Below are 15,598 nucleotides of genomic sequence, written 5' to 3'. Positions count from 1 at the left end.
CCTAGTTCTTCCCAATCTTCCAGTTGTAATCGATAGTCAGCGGCGCGTGATCGCTGAATTTGATGTCGCGGAAAATGGAAGTCTTCTTGGCGGTCGCCGCGACTTCCTGCGTCGCGATTTGATAGTCGATACGCCACCCCACGTTCTTCGCGTACGCCTGCCCGCGATTGCTCCACCACGTGTATTGCTCGGCACGCTGGTCGAGCGTGCGAAAGACATCGACGTAACCGACATCGTCGAAAAGCTTCGTGAGCCACTCGCGCTCTTGCGGCAGACAACCCGAGTTCTTCTGGTTGCTCTTCCAGTTCTTGATGTCAATTTCCTTGTGCACGATATTCACGTCACCGCACACGATCACCTCACGCTCTTGCGAAAGCCCGGCGAGATGCGGCATGAATTCGTCCATGAAACGATACTTCGCCTGCTGCCGCTCTTCGCCGCTCGACCCGGACGGGACATACACCGACACCACGGACAGCTTGCCGAAACGCGCTTCCACGTAACGTCCTTCGGGATCGAACTCCGCACTGCCGAAGCCGATCACGACATCGTCCGGCTCGTGACGCGTGTACAAACCCGCGCCGCTATAACCCTTCTTCACCGCGTGCTGGAAATAACCCTTGAAACCATGCGGCGCGAGAAACTCCGGCGTGAGATCGTCCTGCGAACACTTGATTTCCTGCACGCACACGACGTCCGATTTCTGCTCGCCAAACCAGTCGAAGAAACCTTTCTTGGCCGCCGAACGGATGCCATTCAGATTGGCGGTAATCACCCGAAACATACTTGTCCTCTTTCCTTGTTTATTCGACCTTCACGCCCTTGAGCGATTCCTTGGCGGCCGGAAATTCGAGTTTCATGCCCTGCATCGTGCGCAGCAAAAGCTCCGCGACCATCACGTTGCGATGCGGTTTCGAATCGCCGGGAATGATGTACCACGGCGCGTATTCGGTCGAGGTCGCGCCTAACGCCAGCTCATACGAGCGCTGATATTCGTCCCACAGCTTGCGCGCGTCGAGATCGGAGACATCGAACTTCCAGTGCTTGGTCGGATCGTCGATACGCGCTTGCAAGCGCTCGCGCTGCTCGTCCTTCGAAATATGCAGAAAGCATTTGACGATGGTCGTACCGCTATCCGCGAGCAACGCCTCGAACTCGCGAATATGCCGGTAACGGCGCTCGCATTCGTCATCGTCGATAGACTTCATCACGCGCGGCACGAGCACGTCTTCATAGTGGCTGCGATTGAAGACAGCGAACTCGCCGGCCATCGGCGCCTGCGCGTGCACGCGCCAGAGGAAATCGTGCGAGGCCTCGCGCTCGGAGGGCGCGCGAAACGGCACGATGCGCAAGCCGAGCGGATCGACGTCATGGAACACCGCGCGCACCGTACCGTCCTTGCCGCTCGTGTCCATGCCTTGCAGCACGAGCAGCACGCGCCGAAGACGCTGTGCGTGCAGCTTCTCCTGCAGGTCGTCGAGCTGCGCGCCGATTGCCGCGAGCCGGTCGCGGTCTTCGTCTTTCGAGCCGTTCGAAAACGGCTTGCCGGATGGATCGATCGAACTCAGATCGAAGGGCTTGAGCTTCTTGTCGTCATCGAAATACGGGACGAGGAAGTCGTCCAGAGACGGTTTCTTTGCCATGTCGCCAACCTTTTGTTCTATCCCGAAACGCCAATGAAAACGGGCCGCTGCCAAGCTAGACGGCAACAGCCCGTTCGTCGTGCTACTTCCAGGCGACCGGCTCTCCGTCGACGCGGAGGATTTCGCCCAAGTGCTTGCTCAGGATAGCTTTTTCTTCAGAAGCTCGTTTACCTGCTGCGGGTTTGCCTTGCCCTTGGTCGCCTTCATTGCCTGGCCGATCAGCGCGTTGAACGCCTTTTCCTTGCCCGCGCGGAATTCTTCCACCGATTTCTGGTTCGCCGCGAGCACCTCGTCGATGATCGCTTCGAGCGCGCCGGTATCGGAAATCTGCTTGAGCCCCTTGGCTTCGATGATGCGGTCCGCCGCGCCCACGTCGGTCGCCTTCTCGTCCCAGATCGCCTGGAAAATGTCCTTCGCGATTTTGTTGGAGATGGTGCCATCCGCAATGCGTTGCAGAAGCAGCGCGAGTTGCGCCGCCGCGACCGGCGACTCGCCGATGTCGAGCGATTCGCGGTTCAGTTGCGCGGAGACGTCGCCCATGAGCCAATTTGCGGCGATCTTCGCCTGCGCCGCGCCCGCCGCCTGCACGACGGCTTCGAAATATGAAGCCATTGCCTTCGACGATGTGAGCACGCCGGCGTCGTAAGGCGTCAAGCCGTACGTTTCGGCGAAACGCTTCTGCATGTCGGCTGGCAACTCCGGCAGTTCCGACTTCACGCGCGCCACCCAGCTTTCCTCGATAACCAGGGGCATCAAGTCCGGGTCGGGAAAATAGCGGTAGTCGTGCGCGTCTTCCTTGCTGCGCATGGAGCGTGTTTCGCGCTTGTCGGGATCGTAAAGACGCGTCTCTTGCACGACGGTGCCGCCGTCTTCGATCAGTTCGATCTGACGGCGCACTTCATATTGAATCGCTTCTTCGAGGAACCGGAACGAGTTCAGGTTCTTGATCTCCGCGCGCGTGCCGAATTCCTTCTGACCGACCGGGCGCACCGACACGTTGGCATCGCAACGGAACGAGCCTTCCTGCATGTTGCCGTCGCAGATGCCGAGCCACACGACGAGACCATGCAACGCCTTCGCATACGCAACCGCTTCCGCCGCGCTGCGCATTTCCGGCTCGGTGACGATCTCGAGCAGCGGCGTGCCCGCGCGATTCAAATCGATGCCCGTCATGCCCGCGAAGTCTTCGTGCAGCGACTTGCCCGCGTCTTCCTCGAGGTGAGCGCGCGTCAGATTGACGGTCTTCTCGTATGCGTCCTTGCCGGCCTTTTCATTGGCTGGAACCTGGATGGTGAGCTGACCGCCCTGCACGACAGGAATCTCGTACTGGCTGATCTGATAGCCCTTCGGCAAATCCGGATAGAAGTAGTTCTTGCGCGCGAAGACACTGCGCGGCGCGATATGAGCGCCGATCGACAAGCCGAAGCGAATCGCGCGTTCGACCGCGCCGCGATTCATCACGGGCAGCACCCCCGGCAACGCGAGATCGACGGGACAGGCTTGCGTGTTCGGCGCCGCGCCGAACTGCGTTGCCGCGCCCGAGAAAATCTTGGAAACGGTGGATAACTGCGCATGCGTTTCCAGACCGATGACGACTTCCCACTGCATGCTCATACTCCCGCTGCCGATGGTGCCTTGGCATGCCAGTCGGTCGCGCGCTGGAACGCGTCGGCGACCTGAAGCATCCGGGCTTCGTTGAAATAGTTGCCGACGATCTGCAGACCGACCGGCCGATTCGCATTCGCGCCCGCGCCGAAACCGCACGGCACGCTCATGCCGGGCAGACCCGCGAGGCTCACGGAGAGCGTGTAGATATCGGCGAGATACATCTGCACGGGATCGTCGGCCTTCTCGCCGAGATTCCACGCGACCGACGGCGCGACCGGTCCCATGATGACGTCGCACCGCTTGAACGCTTCCTGGAAATCGCGCGCGATGATGCGGCGAATCTTCTGCGCCTGAAGGTAATACGCGTCGTAGTAGCCATGCGACAACACGTACGTGCCAACCAGAATGCGCCGCTTCACTTCGGGACCGAAGCCTTCCGCGCGCGACTTCTTGTACATGTCGAGCAAGTCCGTGTAGTGCGCCGCGCGATGCCCGTAGCGCACGCCGTCGAAACGCGACAGATTCGACGAGGCCTCCGCCGGCGCGATGATGTAGTACACGGGAATGGAAAGCTCGGTCTTCGGCAACGATACTTCGACGAGCGTCGCGCCGAGCGCTTCGTATTGCTTCAACGCGGCGTCGATGGCGGCGCGCACGTCGTCGGCAAGGCCTGCGCCGAAGTACTCCTTCGGCATGCCGATACGCAATCCGGCGAGCGGCTTTTGCGCGTCGCCGCCGTTCCACGTCTGGCCGAGATGGCGCGTGTAGTCTTCGCTGTCGCGTTGCAGGCTGGTGGAGTCGCGTTCGTCGAAGCCACCCATTGCGTTGAGCAAGAGCGCGCAGTCCGCGGCGGTCTGAGCCATCGGCCCGCCCTGATCCAGCGACGACGCGAACGCGATCATGCCGTAACGCGACACGCGGCCGTAAGTCGGCTTGATGCCGGTGATGCCGGTGAACGACGCGGGCTGACGAATGGAGCCGCCCGTGTCGGTGCCGGTGGCGGCGGGTGCAAGACGCGCGGCGACGGCAGCGGCCGAACCGCCCGAAGAACCGCCCGGCACGGCCTTCAGGTCCCACGGATTTTTCACCGCGCCGAAGTACGAATTCTCATTGGACGAACCCATGGCGAACTCGTCCATGTTGGTCTTGCCGAGACAGACCATGCCCGCTTGCTTCAAGCGATCGACGACGGTGGCATCGAACGGGCTCGCGTAGTTTTCGAGCATGTGCGAACCGGCCGTGGATGCCCAGCCGCGCGTCACGAACACGTCCTTGTGCGCAATCGGCAAACCGGTGAGCGCGCCAGCCTTTCCTTCCGCGATGAGCGCGTCGGCGGCTTTAGCCTGAGCGAGCGTGAGGTCGCGGTCCATGCCGATGAAGGCGTTCAGATTCTTCGCGGCCTCGATGCGCTGCAGATACGACTGCGCCAGCTCGACCGCGGAGATTTCCTTGGAGTCGAGCGCGGCGCGCAGTTCGGTCAAACTTTTCTGATGCATTGCAGTTCCCTGATGAGCGCGGCGGTGAACGCCGCGCGGGAGTGTCGTTTCGGCGCTGGATACGCCCGACGCGTTACTTGTTCGATTGCGTTATTCGATGACCTTCGGCACCAGATACAGCCCGTCTTGAACGGCTGGCGCACTGCGCTGGAACTCTTCGCGCTCGACGCGCTCTGAAACTGCGTCGTCGCGCAGGCGCAGCGCGACTTCCTCGATCTGTTCGATCGGATGCGCAAGCGGTTCGATGCCGGAGGTATCCACGGCCTGCATCTGTTCGACGAGACCGAAGAAGTCATTCAGGCGCGCGAGCGTGGGTTCTGCCTCGTGTTCGGGCAACTCGAGCCGCGCGAGATGCGCGATACGTTTTACGTCGGTCAGGGTCAAAGACATGAAAATCACCGGAGATAAGCGTGGACTTCCCAATCTCGAAAACACACTGCGCCGCGATCGTTTGCGGCGCGCGTTGCGATCCTGAGAAAAGCGCTAAAAAGCAGACTGGCGACGGCAAAAAGTGCCATCCTTTTCCTATAGATACGCCCAAATTATAAGGTATCATTACACGTTCGACTCACATCTGGATTGACCTGCCAGCGGCTTTCTCCTTGAATCGTTAAATTGCGAGAAACGTTTACGCGACACGTCTCATCCTGCGGTAGATTTCCTCGCGGATTTGCACTTCACGGCGAACCTTCGCCGCCCCGGCAAACCGTTATTTTTTCCGCTGCCGTCCCCGGCGCTCATAGCGACGCACGGCCACCCAGCGAGACAGGATTTTTGAATGTTCGGTTTTTTGCGCAGCTACTTTTCCAACGACCTGGCGATTGACCTCGGCACCGCCAACACGCTGATCTACATGCGCGGCAAGGGCATCGTTCTCGACGAGCCATCGGTCGTTTCAATTCGCCAGGAAGGCGGCCCGAACGGCAAGAAGACCATTCAGGCAGTCGGCAAGGAAGCCAAACAGATGCTCGGGAAAGTGCCGGGCAACATCGAGGCCATCCGCCCGATGAAGGACGGCGTGATCGCCGACTTCACCGTTACCGAGCAGATGATCAAGCAGTTCATCAAGACTGCACATGAATCCCGCATGTTCTCGCCGTCGCCGCGCATCATCATCTGCGTGCCGTGCGGGTCCACGCAAGTCGAGCGCCGCGCCATCAAGGAAGCAGCGCACGGCGCGGGCGCCTCGCAGGTTTATCTCATTGAAGAACCCATGGCCGCTGCCATCGGCGCAGGTCTGCCGGTCTCGGAAGCCACGGGTTCCATGGTCGTCGACATCGGCGGCGGCACGACGGAAGTCGGCGTCATCTCGCTTGGCGGCATCGTGTACAAAGGCTCGGTGCGCGTTGGCGGCGACAAATTCGATGAAGCCATCGTCAACTACATCCGTCGCAACTACGGCATGTTGATCGGCGAGCAAACGGCTGAAGCCATCAAGAAGGAAATCGGTTCGGCGTTCCCCGGCTCCGAAGTGAAGGAGATGGAAGTCAAGGGCCGCAATCTTTCCGAAGGCATTCCGCGCAGCTTCACCATTTCCAGCAACGAAATTCTCGAAGCGCTGACCGACCCGCTGAATCAGATCGTCTCGTCGGTGAAGATCGCGCTGGAACAAACTCCGCCGGAACTCGGCGCGGATATCGCCGAACGCGGCATGATGCTGACTGGCGGCGGCGCGCTGTTGCGCGATCTCGACCGTCTGCTCGCGGAAGAAACTGGCTTGCCGGTGCTGGTCGCGGAAGATCCGCTGACCTGCGTCGTGCGCGGTTCGGGCATGGCGCTCGAACGCATGGACAAGCTCGGCAGTATCTTCTCCTACGAGTGATACGGCCGTGACCTCCAGACTTTGCTGTTCCACGACCTCACGGTCTTCAACGCACAGTCTGAACGCACCCGCGTAACGCGACGCGCGCACGGCCCGGCTCATGTCCGGGCCGTTGTTGAAACAGCGTAGGGCAGGCTCAGCCGAAACCGGCAAACCTGCAGCATCGATCCACCCGCTCACGCCCTCGGCGCCGACCATGGAATACAGTCCGCCGCCACTTTTCAAGCAAGGCCCTTCCGCGCTCGCGCGACTGATCTTCTTTGTGGTGCTCGCCATCGCATTGCTCGTTTCGGATGCGCGGTTCAATACGCTGGAAATTGCGCGCGGCATGCTCGGCGCCGGCCTCTATCCGCTGCAACGCGCGGCGCTCGTGCCACGCGACATCTTCATGGGCGCGGCCGACCTCGCGGTTACGAGCGCCACCTTGCGCAGCGAGAACCGCAAGCTCTCCGACAAGAATCTGGACCTGTCCGTCAAGGCGGGCGATGCCTCTCAGCTTTCGGCTGAGAACGCGCATCTGCGTGCATTGCTGAATCTGCAATCGCGCGCGACGACGCAAACCACGCCCGTCGAAATCCAATACGACACGCGCGATCCTTTCACGCAGAAAGTCGTGATCGGCAAGGGTTCGCAGCAAAACATCCAGGATGGCGCGCCCGTCGTGACAGAAGACGGCGTGATCGGTCAGGTCACGCGCGTGTTTCCGTTGCAATCGGAAGTCACGCTGCTGACAGACAAGGATCAAGCGGTGCCGGTGCAGATCGCGCGCACGGGTTTGCGCAGCGTGATCTACGGCACGCCGAAAGGCGACACGCTCGACCTGCGCTTCGTGCCGATCAGCGCCGACGTCCAAGCTGGCGACGAGCTCGTGACGAGCGGTCTTGATGGCATCTATCCGCCGGGACTCGCGGTGGCCAAAGTGCTGCGCGTCGACAAGCAAGCGGATACGGCATTCGCGCGCGTCGTCTGCGTGCCTATTGCCGCTGTTCGCGGCGCGCGTCAGTTGCTCGTGCTGCATTACAACGTGAACGTGCCGCCGAATCCGATCGAAGTCGAAGCCGCCGCCGCCGCAAAGGAAGCGAAAGAGAACAAGGGCAAGAAGAAGCCTACGGCGAAGGCCACGGTCTCCGCCGAAGGTGCAAGCGGCGCATCGGCGACGTCGGCCGCGTCGGCTGCCGCTCCGGTATCCGCTCCCGCTGCCGTGGAAAAGCCCGGCGCGAAACCTGCCGCGCCGAAAGCCGCCTCGGCCGCTACCGCCCGGCCATCGCGAAAAGCGCATATGCCTAAGCCCGCATCCGCGAGGGCCGCGCAATGAACCGCCCGCAATACATTCTTCAGCCGGTCAATCCGTACTTCATCACCTTCAGCCTCGCTGCAGCGTTTCTGCTGAATCTGGTGCCTTGGGGCCGGCTTATCGGCATACCGGATTTCGTCGCGCTCGTGCTGCTGTTCTGGAACGTCCATCAACCGCGCAAAGTAGGCATGGGCATCGCGTTTCTGCTTGGGCTGTTGATGGACGTGCATAACGCGAATCTGCTCGGCGAACATGCGCTGGCTTATACCTTGTTGTCTTATGGCGCGATTACCATTCACAGGCGTGTCCTGTGGATGTCCCTGCCTGTACAAACCTTCGTCGTCGCGCCGCTTCTGGTGGGCGCGCATCTCGTGCCGTTCGTGATCCGCCTGATGACGGGCGCCGCGTTTCCCGGCTGGAGTTATCTCGTCAACGGATTTGTCGAAGCCGCGCTCTGGCCGGTCACGAGTTTTCTGCTGCTGATACCGCAACGACGCGCCGCCGATCCCGACGATACGCGCCCGATCTGAGCGCCACCGCGCGCGTGCCGCCCCCGATGCGAACGCGCGCGGACTACACTTGAATCGCGACCCACCGCGAAAGCTGCATGACCGAAATAAAGAACACCGAGCAACAGTTGTCCAGATTCCGCCTGCGCGTCGCGGCGGCGGGAATGTTCGTGTTCGTCTGCTTCGGTTTGATCGGCCTGCGTTTCCTCTATCTGCAGGTCTGGAACTTCAGCAAATACTCGTTGCAGGCAAACGAGAACCGCATCTCCGTGGCGCCGATCGTGCCGAACCGCGGCATCATCACCGATCGCAACGGCGTGGTGCTGGCGAAGAACTATTCCGCTTACACGCTCGAAATCACGCCGTCCAAGATCACCGCGTCGCTCGACGACACCATCGACGCACTCTCGCAAGTCATTCCTATCGATTCACGCGATCGCCGGCGTTTCAAGAAGCTGCTGGAAGACTCGAAGAACTTCGAAAGCCTGCCAATCCGCACGCGTCTCACCGACGACGAAGTCGCCAAGTTCACCGCGCAGCATTACCGCTTTCCGGGCGTCGAAGTGCGCGCGCGGCTCTTCCGGCAATATCCGCTCGGCATGACGGCCGCGCACGTCATCGGCTATATCGGGCGAATTTCGCAGCGCGATCAGGAGCGTATCGACGACGCGAGCGACGCCAACGACGAAGCCTCCGATCACTACGATCCGCGTCTCGACGCCAACAACTACAAGGGCACGGATTACGTCGGCAAGATCGGGGTCGAGCAGAGCTACGAAACCGAACTGCATGGTCTGACAGGTTTCGAGGAAGTCGAAGTCACGGCGGGCGGCCGCCCGGTCCGCACGATGTCGCGCACGCAGGCGACGCCCGGCAACAACCTCGTGTTGTCGCTCGATATCGGGCTGCAGCAGGTCGCCGAGCAAGCATTCGCGGGTAAGCGCGGCGCGCTCGTGGCAATCGAGCCATCGACGGGCGACGTGCTCGCGTTCGTGTCCGCGCCGAGCTTCGATCCGAATTCCTTCGTAGATGGCATTGATCAGCAGACGTGGGACGCGCTCAACAACTCGCCCGATCATCCGTTGCTGAATCGTCCGCTGCATGGCACGTATCCGCCGGGCTCGACCTATAAGCCGTTCATGGCGCTCGCCGCGCTCACGCTGCACAAGCGCACGCCCGGCTGGGGCTTTCAAGACCCCGGGTTCTTCACGTTCGGCGGTCACACGTTCCGCAACGACGTGCGCTCGGGTCAGGGCTGGGTGGACATGAATCGCGCGATCGTCGTGTCGAACGACACGTACTTCTACATGCTCGCGCGCGACCTCGGCGTGAACGCAATGGCCGGCTTCATGAAGCCGTGGGGATTCGGCCAAATTACCGGGATCGACATTTCGGGTGAGGCGCGCGGCATTCTTCCGTCGACGGAATGGAAGCGCAAGGCGTATCGCAAGCCGGAGCAGCAACGCTGGTACGAAGGCGAAACGATCAGCCTTGGCATCGGGCAGGGCTACAACTCGTTCACCATCCTGCAACTCGCGCACGCCACGGCGACGCTTGCCAATAACGGCGTCGTGATGAAGCCGCACCTGGTGCGCGACATCGAGAATCCGCTGACGAAGGCCATGCGCGTCGTGGTGCGCGACCCGAGCGACAAGATTTCCGTGCGCCAGCAAGACGTCGACTTCATCAAGCGCGCAATGGAAGGCGTCATCACGAACGGTACGGCCGCGAAGCTCTTCGTGGGCGCGCCTTATCAGGCAGCGGGCAAGACCGGAACCGCGCAGGTTTACTCGCTGCAGGGCGCGAACTATCACGGTCACGCGACGGCCGAGCATTTGCGCGACCACGCGTTGTTCATCGCGTTTGCGCCGGCCGAGCAGCCGAAGATCGCGCTTGCGCTGATCGTCGAAAATGGCGGCTGGGGCGCGGAATCGGCGGGGCCGGTCGCGCGCAAGGTGCTCGACTATTATCTGGTCGATCGCCTGAAGCCTGGCGCCGAGGCGGCCGCGATCGAAGCCGCCGCATCCGCGACCACGGACGCCGGCCTGCCGATGATCGGCGGCACGCAATCGCCCGTCGCGGCGGCGCTGCCTGCCTCGGTGGTGAACGCGTCGCCGGCGTTCTCGCCGCTGGCGGCGTCGAATCCGGCGGTGGCTCGGGCTGCATCGGCGCCGGCGTTGCCTGCATCATCGCCGAAAGCAGCGAACGCGCGCATCGCTTCGGCGCCAGCGGCGGCGTCTTCAGCACGGGCCGCGAATGCGCGCGTCGCTTCGGCGCCTGCCGCGGCGTTGCCCGCGTCCGCGCCGGGCCGCAAGCCCGCGCCGAACAAACGACCCGCCGAGCCCACGCCGACGATGGTCCGCAGCAACCCGAACGACGCCGTGCGCACGCTGGCGCCGTCCGGCGGTATCGACGAATAAAGGATGACCGGCATGCAACTCACCTTCGACAAGCACGTCTGGAAAGAGCACGCAAAGCGCATGTTCGCGGGCTTCGACAAGCCGCTCGCGCTGATCGTCTTCTTGTTGCTGTGCGTGGGAATCGTGACCCTGTATAGCGCGAGTATCGACATGCCGGGCCGCGTGGAAGACCAACTGCGCAACATCATGCTGACCTTCGGGCTGATGTGGGTGCTCGCCAATATCCCGCCGCAAACGCTGATGCGCTTCGCCGTCCCGCTGTACACCGTCGGCGTGGCGCTGCTGATAGCGGTCGCGGCGTTCGGGCTCACGCGCAAGGGTGCAAAACGCTGGCTCAATGTCGGCGTGGTGATCCAGCCGTCGGAAATCATGAAGATAGCGATGCCGCTCATGCTCGCGTGGTATTACCAGCGGCGTGAAGGCAACATTCGCTGGTGGGATTACGTTGCTGGGTTCGTCATTCTGCTGCTGCCCGTTGCGCTGATCGCCAAGCAGCCGGACCTCGGGACGGCAGTGCTCGTGTTCGCGGCGGGCATGTTCGTGATCTATTTCGCGGGACTCAGTTTCAAGCTGATCGTGCCGGTGCTCGCGGCGGCCGTGGTCGTCATCGCGTGCGTGGCGGTGTTCCAGAACCGCATCTGCCAGCCCGAAGTGAACTGGCCGATGATGCACGACTATCAAAAGCATCGTATCTGCACGCTGCTCGATCCGACTTCAGACCCGCTCGGCAAAGGCTTTCACACCATTCAGGCGGTGATTGCCATCGGCTCCGGCGGCACGCTCGGCAAGGGCTGGCTGAAGGGCACGCAGGCGCACCTGGAATTCATCCCCGAAAAGCACACGGACTTCATCTTCGCGGTGTTCGCCGAGGAATTCGGCCTCGCGGGCGGGCTCGTGCTGCTCTTTCTCTATATGGCGCTGATCGCGCGCGGTCTGTTCATCGCGGCAAACGGCGCCACCTTCTTCGGGCGATTATTGGCCGGTTCGCTCACGCTCGCGTTCTTCACCTACGCGTTCGTCAACATCGGCATGGTGAGCGGAATTCTGCCCGTGGTCGGCGTGCCATTGCCGTTCATGAGTTACGGCGGGACGGCGCTCACCACGCTCGGCGTCGCTGTTGGACTCATCATGAGCGTCGCGCGACAGAAGCGATTGATGCAAGGCTAGCCTCAATCCTCGTGTCCCGAAAAAGCCGCAGTGTCATGTTCACTGCGGCTTTTGCTTTTCCAGCTCCGCGCTCAGTTGCAGGTACTTGAGCTTCGCCGCCGGATCGCCTTGTGCGGCCGCCGCCGCGTAATAAGCACGCGCGACGTTGAGATTGCGCTCGACGCCATCGCCGCCACGTTCGTAGAACGATCCCGCCACGTATTGCGCGGTCATGTCGCCGCCTTCCGCCGCCTTCTTGTACCAGTTGAAGGCCTGCTCGTTGTCGCGCGTGGTGCCGCGTCCATCGAGAAACTGGTTGGCGAGCGCGAGTTCCGCCTGCACGTGTCCCTGACTCGCGGCGCGCAAGAACCAGCGATGCGCTTCCGCCGGGTCCTTGTCCACGAACTGGCCGTCGTCGTACATCTTGCCGTACACGAACTGCGCATGAGACATGTTGGCGTCGGCGGCGCTACGCAACCACTTCTTGCCTTCGGGGACATTGGCGGGACCGCCTTCGCCGTTCAGCAGCATCATCGCGTAATTGAATTCGGCGAGGCGGCTGCCCTTTTGCGCGGCGCGACGGAACTGCGAACGCGCTGAGACGAGATTGCCCGCGTTGTAATCGGCGACGGCGTTTTGCGTCGCGAGGTCCGTCGGCTTTGGCATCGTCTGCGACTGCGCGTTGGCCGCGAACGCCGCGCCGAACATCAAACAGGCTGCAGCGATGCCGCCACGCCAAGCCGTGTTCATGCTCTTGCCTCCTGCAAAGCCTGGCGCGTCGCCTTCAGGAGCCACATGACGTCGGCGGCGAGCGCGATCAGGTTGATGCCGGCTTGCGCATATTGCCGCGCGCCAGCGACATCGATCGCGAAAATGCCGCTCGCGATGCCCGCGCGCTTCGCGGCTGCCGCAACCTTGTCGATGGCTGCCTGCACATCCGGGTGCTTCATGTCGCCGAGATGGCCGAGGCTTGCCGCGAGATCCGCGGGCCCGATGAAGAGGCAGTCTATGCCGGGCGTCGCCGCGATCTCGTCGACGGCTTCGAGCGCCGCCACCGATTCGATCTGCACGATGGTCGCGATCTGCGCGTTCGCGCCCGTCACGTAGTCGCGCCGCATGCCGTACGCAGCCGCGCGCACCATGCCCGCGACGCCGCGCAAGCCGTCGAGCTGGGCTTCGGTCGGATACTGCGTGAGCTGCACGATGCGCGCGGCATCCTCGGCCGATTGCACGTTGGGGAACATCAGCGTGCGCGCGCCCGCGTCGAGCACGCGCTTGACGAGCCAGCCATCGGAGAACGGCACGCGCACGATCGGCTCGCTCGGCAGATGCGCCGCCGCGATCGCGCGCAACTGATCGACGACGTCGCGGCTATCGTTCGGCGAGTGCTCCATGTCGATACACAGCCAGTCGAAGCCCGCGTGCGCGAGCGCTTCGGCGGCATCGGCACTGCCGAGCGACAGCCACAGGCCGAAGAGCGCGCCGGGTTCGGCGAGACGTTGCTTGAGGGGATTCGTGAAGGTGCTCATTGCGCGGCTCCTGGAAGTTGGGCGCGCTTCGAGAAGCGGAAAAACGGCGGAAGGAATGACGGCATTACTCGCGCTCCGTTTGTGTCGCCGCGGAAGACGGGCGATTCAACGAGCGATGATACCGTGACGGCGACGCAGGCGTGGGCCGCGCCGCCGGATGCGTCAGGCGTGTTCCACGTCGGCCCAACAATTGGGCGTTTCGTACAAGCGAAGGCGCTTGAGCTTGAGATTGACGCCGTAATGCGCGTCGTAGACTCCCGCGAGAATCTTGAACGCGACCGCCGCCATATTCTCGACCGTCGGAATGCGGTCGAACACGACGGTCTTGTGATCGGCCATCGACTGCAAGAAATCGCGTACTTTCACGTCGCCTTCGTAGACGATGAAAGCGTGATCCCACTTGTTGACGAGATGCTCCATGGCGAGCGACTTCACATCCGCGAAGTCCATGACCATGCCGCGATCGGGCGCGCCTTCGACATCCACGAGATCGCCTTGCAGCGTGATTTCGAGCACATAACGATGCCCGTGCAAATTGCGGCACTGACTGCGGTGATCGGGGATGCGGTGGCCCGCATCGAATTCGAGTTTTCGGGTAATCGTCTGCACGTCGGCGGGACCGTCTGTCAGGGAATGTTCAAATATTTATGCGTCTGCATCGACAGCCGCCACTTGGGATGCCGCTTGCACCAGTCGACCGCGAGCTTCGTGTTGATGTCGCGCGACGGGCCGTCCATTGGCTGGACGAGGAAGTACTCGAAATCGAGCTTTTCGTAATCGGCGAGGCGCTGGTTGTCCTGCGGCACGACGACCTTCAGCTCATGGCCCTTGGTCACGACGAGCGGTGCGTCGGCTTTCGGACTGACGCAAATCCAGTCGATGCTGTCGAGTACCGGCAGCGAGCCATTCGTTTCGATAGCCATTTCGAAGCCGGCGCCGTGAAGGGCATCGACGAAAGGCTGGTCGATTTGCAGCATCGGTTCGCCGCCCGTGCAGACGACGAACTTGTTCGCCTCGCCTTCGGGCCAGAGCGAGGCGATCATCGCGACGAGTTCGGCGGGCGTGCGGTATTTGCCGCCGTTCTCGCCATCGGTGCCGACAAAGTCGGTATCGCAGAACTGGCAGACGGCTTCAGCGCGATCCTGCTCGCGACCCGACCACAGATTGCAGCCGGCAAAGCGGCAAAACACGGCCGGACGCCCTGCGTTCGCGCCCTCGCCTTGCAACGTGTAGAAGATTTCCTTCACTGCGTACGTCATGACTGCTCTGTGATCAATTGAAGTTCAAACCGGCGCGATAGTGACTTGCTCGCCCGCGCGGTATGCCTCGTAACCGCGTTTGCGCAGCTTGCACGCCGGGCATTGGCCGCAGCCGAAGCCCCAGTCGTGTAGCTCGGCGCGCTCGCCTACATAGCACGTATGCGTTTCGACGCGGATCAATTCGACGAGCGCGTCGCCGCCGAGCGTTTCAGCCAGACGCCACGTGTCGGCCTTGTCGAGCCACATCAGCGGCGTTTCCAGCGCGTAACGCGTCTCCATGCCGAGATTGAGCGCCACTTGCAGCGCTTTCATGGTGTCGTCACGGCAATCGGGATAACCGGAGAAATCCGTCTCGCACATGCCGCCGACGAGAACTTTCAATCCGCGCCGATACGCCACCGCCGCCGCGATCGTCATGAACAACAGATTGCGTCCGGGCACGAAGGTGTTCGGCAGGCCGCTTGCGGTCGACTGAATCTCGATTTCGCGTGTCATCGCGGTATCGCTGATGGCGCCGAGAACCGATAGATCGATTGTGTGGTCTTCGCCGAGCCGCTCAGCCCAATGCGGAAAATCGCACAGCACGGCGGCGCGAAAACCGTCACGACACTCGAGTTCGACGCGATGCCGCTGACCGTAGTCGAAACCCAGCGTCTCGACGGTCTTATAGCGTTCGAGCGCCCAGGCAAGGCATGTGGCCGAGTCCTGTCCGCCGGAAAACAGCACGAGCGCGCTGTCCTTAGCGTCTGTACGAGTCACCGTGAAACTCCGTGTTTGAGAATGGCCTGCGGGCCATGTCGCCGGTCGGTAAGAGAGACATGCTTTTACCCCGACGTTTCAGTATAGGCCGACGACCCTTTCCCCACGTGCGG

Annotated in this window: 15 protein-coding genes; 5 read left to right on the top strand and 10 right to left on the bottom strand. The window is 62.1% G+C overall.

Going from position 1 to position 15,598, the window contains the following annotated elements; all coding sequences use genetic code 11:
• Nucleotide 1 precedes the first annotated feature (1 nt).
• The 5 genes from P9250_RS19035 to gatC all read right to left on the bottom strand — a co-directional run bounded on the left by P9250_RS19035 (nt 2) and on the right by gatC (nt 5,137).
• On the bottom strand, nt 2-784 hold the full coding sequence (locus tag P9250_RS19035) for an exodeoxyribonuclease III (protein ID WP_310394582.1): 783 nt from the start codon (nt 782-784) through the stop codon (nt 2-4).
• Between the two features lie 19 nt (nt 785-803).
• Complete coding sequence (locus P9250_RS19030) at nt 804-1,643, bottom strand: PPK2 family polyphosphate kinase (RefSeq protein ID WP_250462594.1); 840 nt, start codon at nt 1,641-1,643, stop codon at nt 804-806.
• A gap of 138 nt (nt 1,644-1,781) precedes the next feature.
• Nucleotides 1,782-3,257, bottom strand: coding sequence for an Asp-tRNA(Asn)/Glu-tRNA(Gln) amidotransferase subunit GatB (gene gatB / locus P9250_RS19025; RefSeq protein WP_250491653.1), 1,476 nt, complete (start codon nt 3,255-3,257; stop codon nt 1,782-1,784).
• Complete coding sequence (gene gatA / locus P9250_RS19020) at nt 3,254-4,747, bottom strand: Asp-tRNA(Asn)/Glu-tRNA(Gln) amidotransferase subunit GatA (RefSeq protein ID WP_310394579.1); 1,494 nt, start codon at nt 4,745-4,747, stop codon at nt 3,254-3,256. Before gatA ends, gatB begins: the two co-directional genes overlap by 4 nt.
• Nucleotides 4,748-4,837: 90 nt before the next feature.
• Nucleotides 4,838-5,137, bottom strand: coding sequence for an Asp-tRNA(Asn)/Glu-tRNA(Gln) amidotransferase subunit GatC (gene gatC, locus P9250_RS19015; RefSeq protein ID WP_244826745.1), 300 nt, complete (start codon nt 5,135-5,137; stop codon nt 4,838-4,840).
• 388 nt (nt 5,138-5,525) lie between these two features.
• Here gatC and P9250_RS19010 point away from each other — a divergent pair, with 388 nt between their 5' ends.
• The 5 genes from P9250_RS19010 (at nt 5,526) to rodA (ending at nt 11,959) form a co-directional block, all read left to right on the top strand.
• The gene (locus tag P9250_RS19010) at nt 5,526-6,569 is read left to right on the top strand and encodes a rod shape-determining protein (RefSeq protein WP_004189550.1); all 1,044 of its coding nucleotides are present in this window, start codon (nt 5,526-5,528) and stop codon (nt 6,567-6,569) included.
• A gap of 196 nt (nt 6,570-6,765) precedes the next feature.
• Entirely contained in the window at nt 6,766-7,884 is a 1,119-nt protein-coding gene (gene mreC / locus P9250_RS19005) for a rod shape-determining protein MreC (RefSeq protein ID WP_310394575.1), read from the top strand.
• Entirely contained in the window at nt 7,881-8,393 is a 513-nt protein-coding gene (gene mreD / locus P9250_RS19000; RefSeq protein ID WP_244826743.1) for a rod shape-determining protein MreD, read from the top strand. Before mreC ends, mreD begins: the two co-directional genes overlap by 4 nt.
• Before the next feature lie 77 nt (nt 8,394-8,470).
• Complete coding sequence (gene mrdA, locus P9250_RS18995; protein WP_310394572.1) at nt 8,471-10,792, top strand: penicillin-binding protein 2; 2,322 nt, start codon at nt 8,471-8,473, stop codon at nt 10,790-10,792.
• 12 nt (nt 10,793-10,804) lie between these two features.
• Nucleotides 10,805-11,959: a rod shape-determining protein RodA gene (rodA, locus tag P9250_RS18990; RefSeq protein WP_244826741.1), complete on the top strand. Its 1,155-nt coding sequence runs from the start codon at nt 10,805-10,807 to the stop codon at nt 11,957-11,959.
• A gap of 39 nt (nt 11,960-11,998) precedes the next feature.
• On the opposite strand, the gene P9250_RS18985 is transcribed toward rodA, so the two are convergent.
• The 5 genes from P9250_RS18985 to queC all read right to left on the bottom strand — a co-directional run bounded on the left by P9250_RS18985 (nt 11,999) and on the right by queC (nt 15,485).
• Nucleotides 11,999-12,688 (bottom strand): tetratricopeptide repeat protein, encoded by a 690-nt coding sequence (locus tag P9250_RS18985; RefSeq protein ID WP_250491649.1) that lies wholly within the window; start codon nt 12,686-12,688, stop codon nt 11,999-12,001.
• Entirely contained in the window at nt 12,685-13,467 is a 783-nt protein-coding gene (locus P9250_RS18980; RefSeq protein WP_244826739.1) for an HpcH/HpaI aldolase/citrate lyase family protein, read from the bottom strand. Before P9250_RS18980 ends, P9250_RS18985 begins: the two co-directional genes overlap by 4 nt.
• Nucleotides 13,468-13,629: 162 nt before the next feature.
• Nucleotides 13,630-14,076 carry a 6-carboxytetrahydropterin synthase QueD gene (queD, locus tag P9250_RS18975; protein ID WP_310394567.1) on the bottom strand — a complete coding sequence of 149 codons (447 nt, stop codon included), beginning with the start codon at nt 14,074-14,076 and terminating at the stop codon, nt 13,630-13,632.
• Between the two features lie 17 nt (nt 14,077-14,093).
• Nucleotides 14,094-14,726, bottom strand: a complete 633-nt coding sequence (queE, locus tag P9250_RS18970) for a 7-carboxy-7-deazaguanine synthase (protein ID WP_244826737.1) — start codon at nt 14,724-14,726, stop codon at nt 14,094-14,096.
• A 24-nt stretch (nt 14,727-14,750) separates the two neighbouring features.
• Nucleotides 14,751-15,485, bottom strand: coding sequence for a 7-cyano-7-deazaguanine synthase QueC (queC, locus tag P9250_RS18965; RefSeq protein WP_310394565.1), 735 nt, complete (start codon nt 15,483-15,485; stop codon nt 14,751-14,753).
• Between the last annotated feature and the right edge of the window lie 113 nt (nt 15,486-15,598).

The organism is Caballeronia sp. LP006, from assembly GCF_031450995.1.
Lineage (GTDB): Bacteria > Pseudomonadota > Gammaproteobacteria > Burkholderiales > Burkholderiaceae > Caballeronia.
The sequence above is the reverse complement of the archived record's forward strand: the minus strand, read 5'-3'. Positions and strand labels throughout refer to the sequence as shown.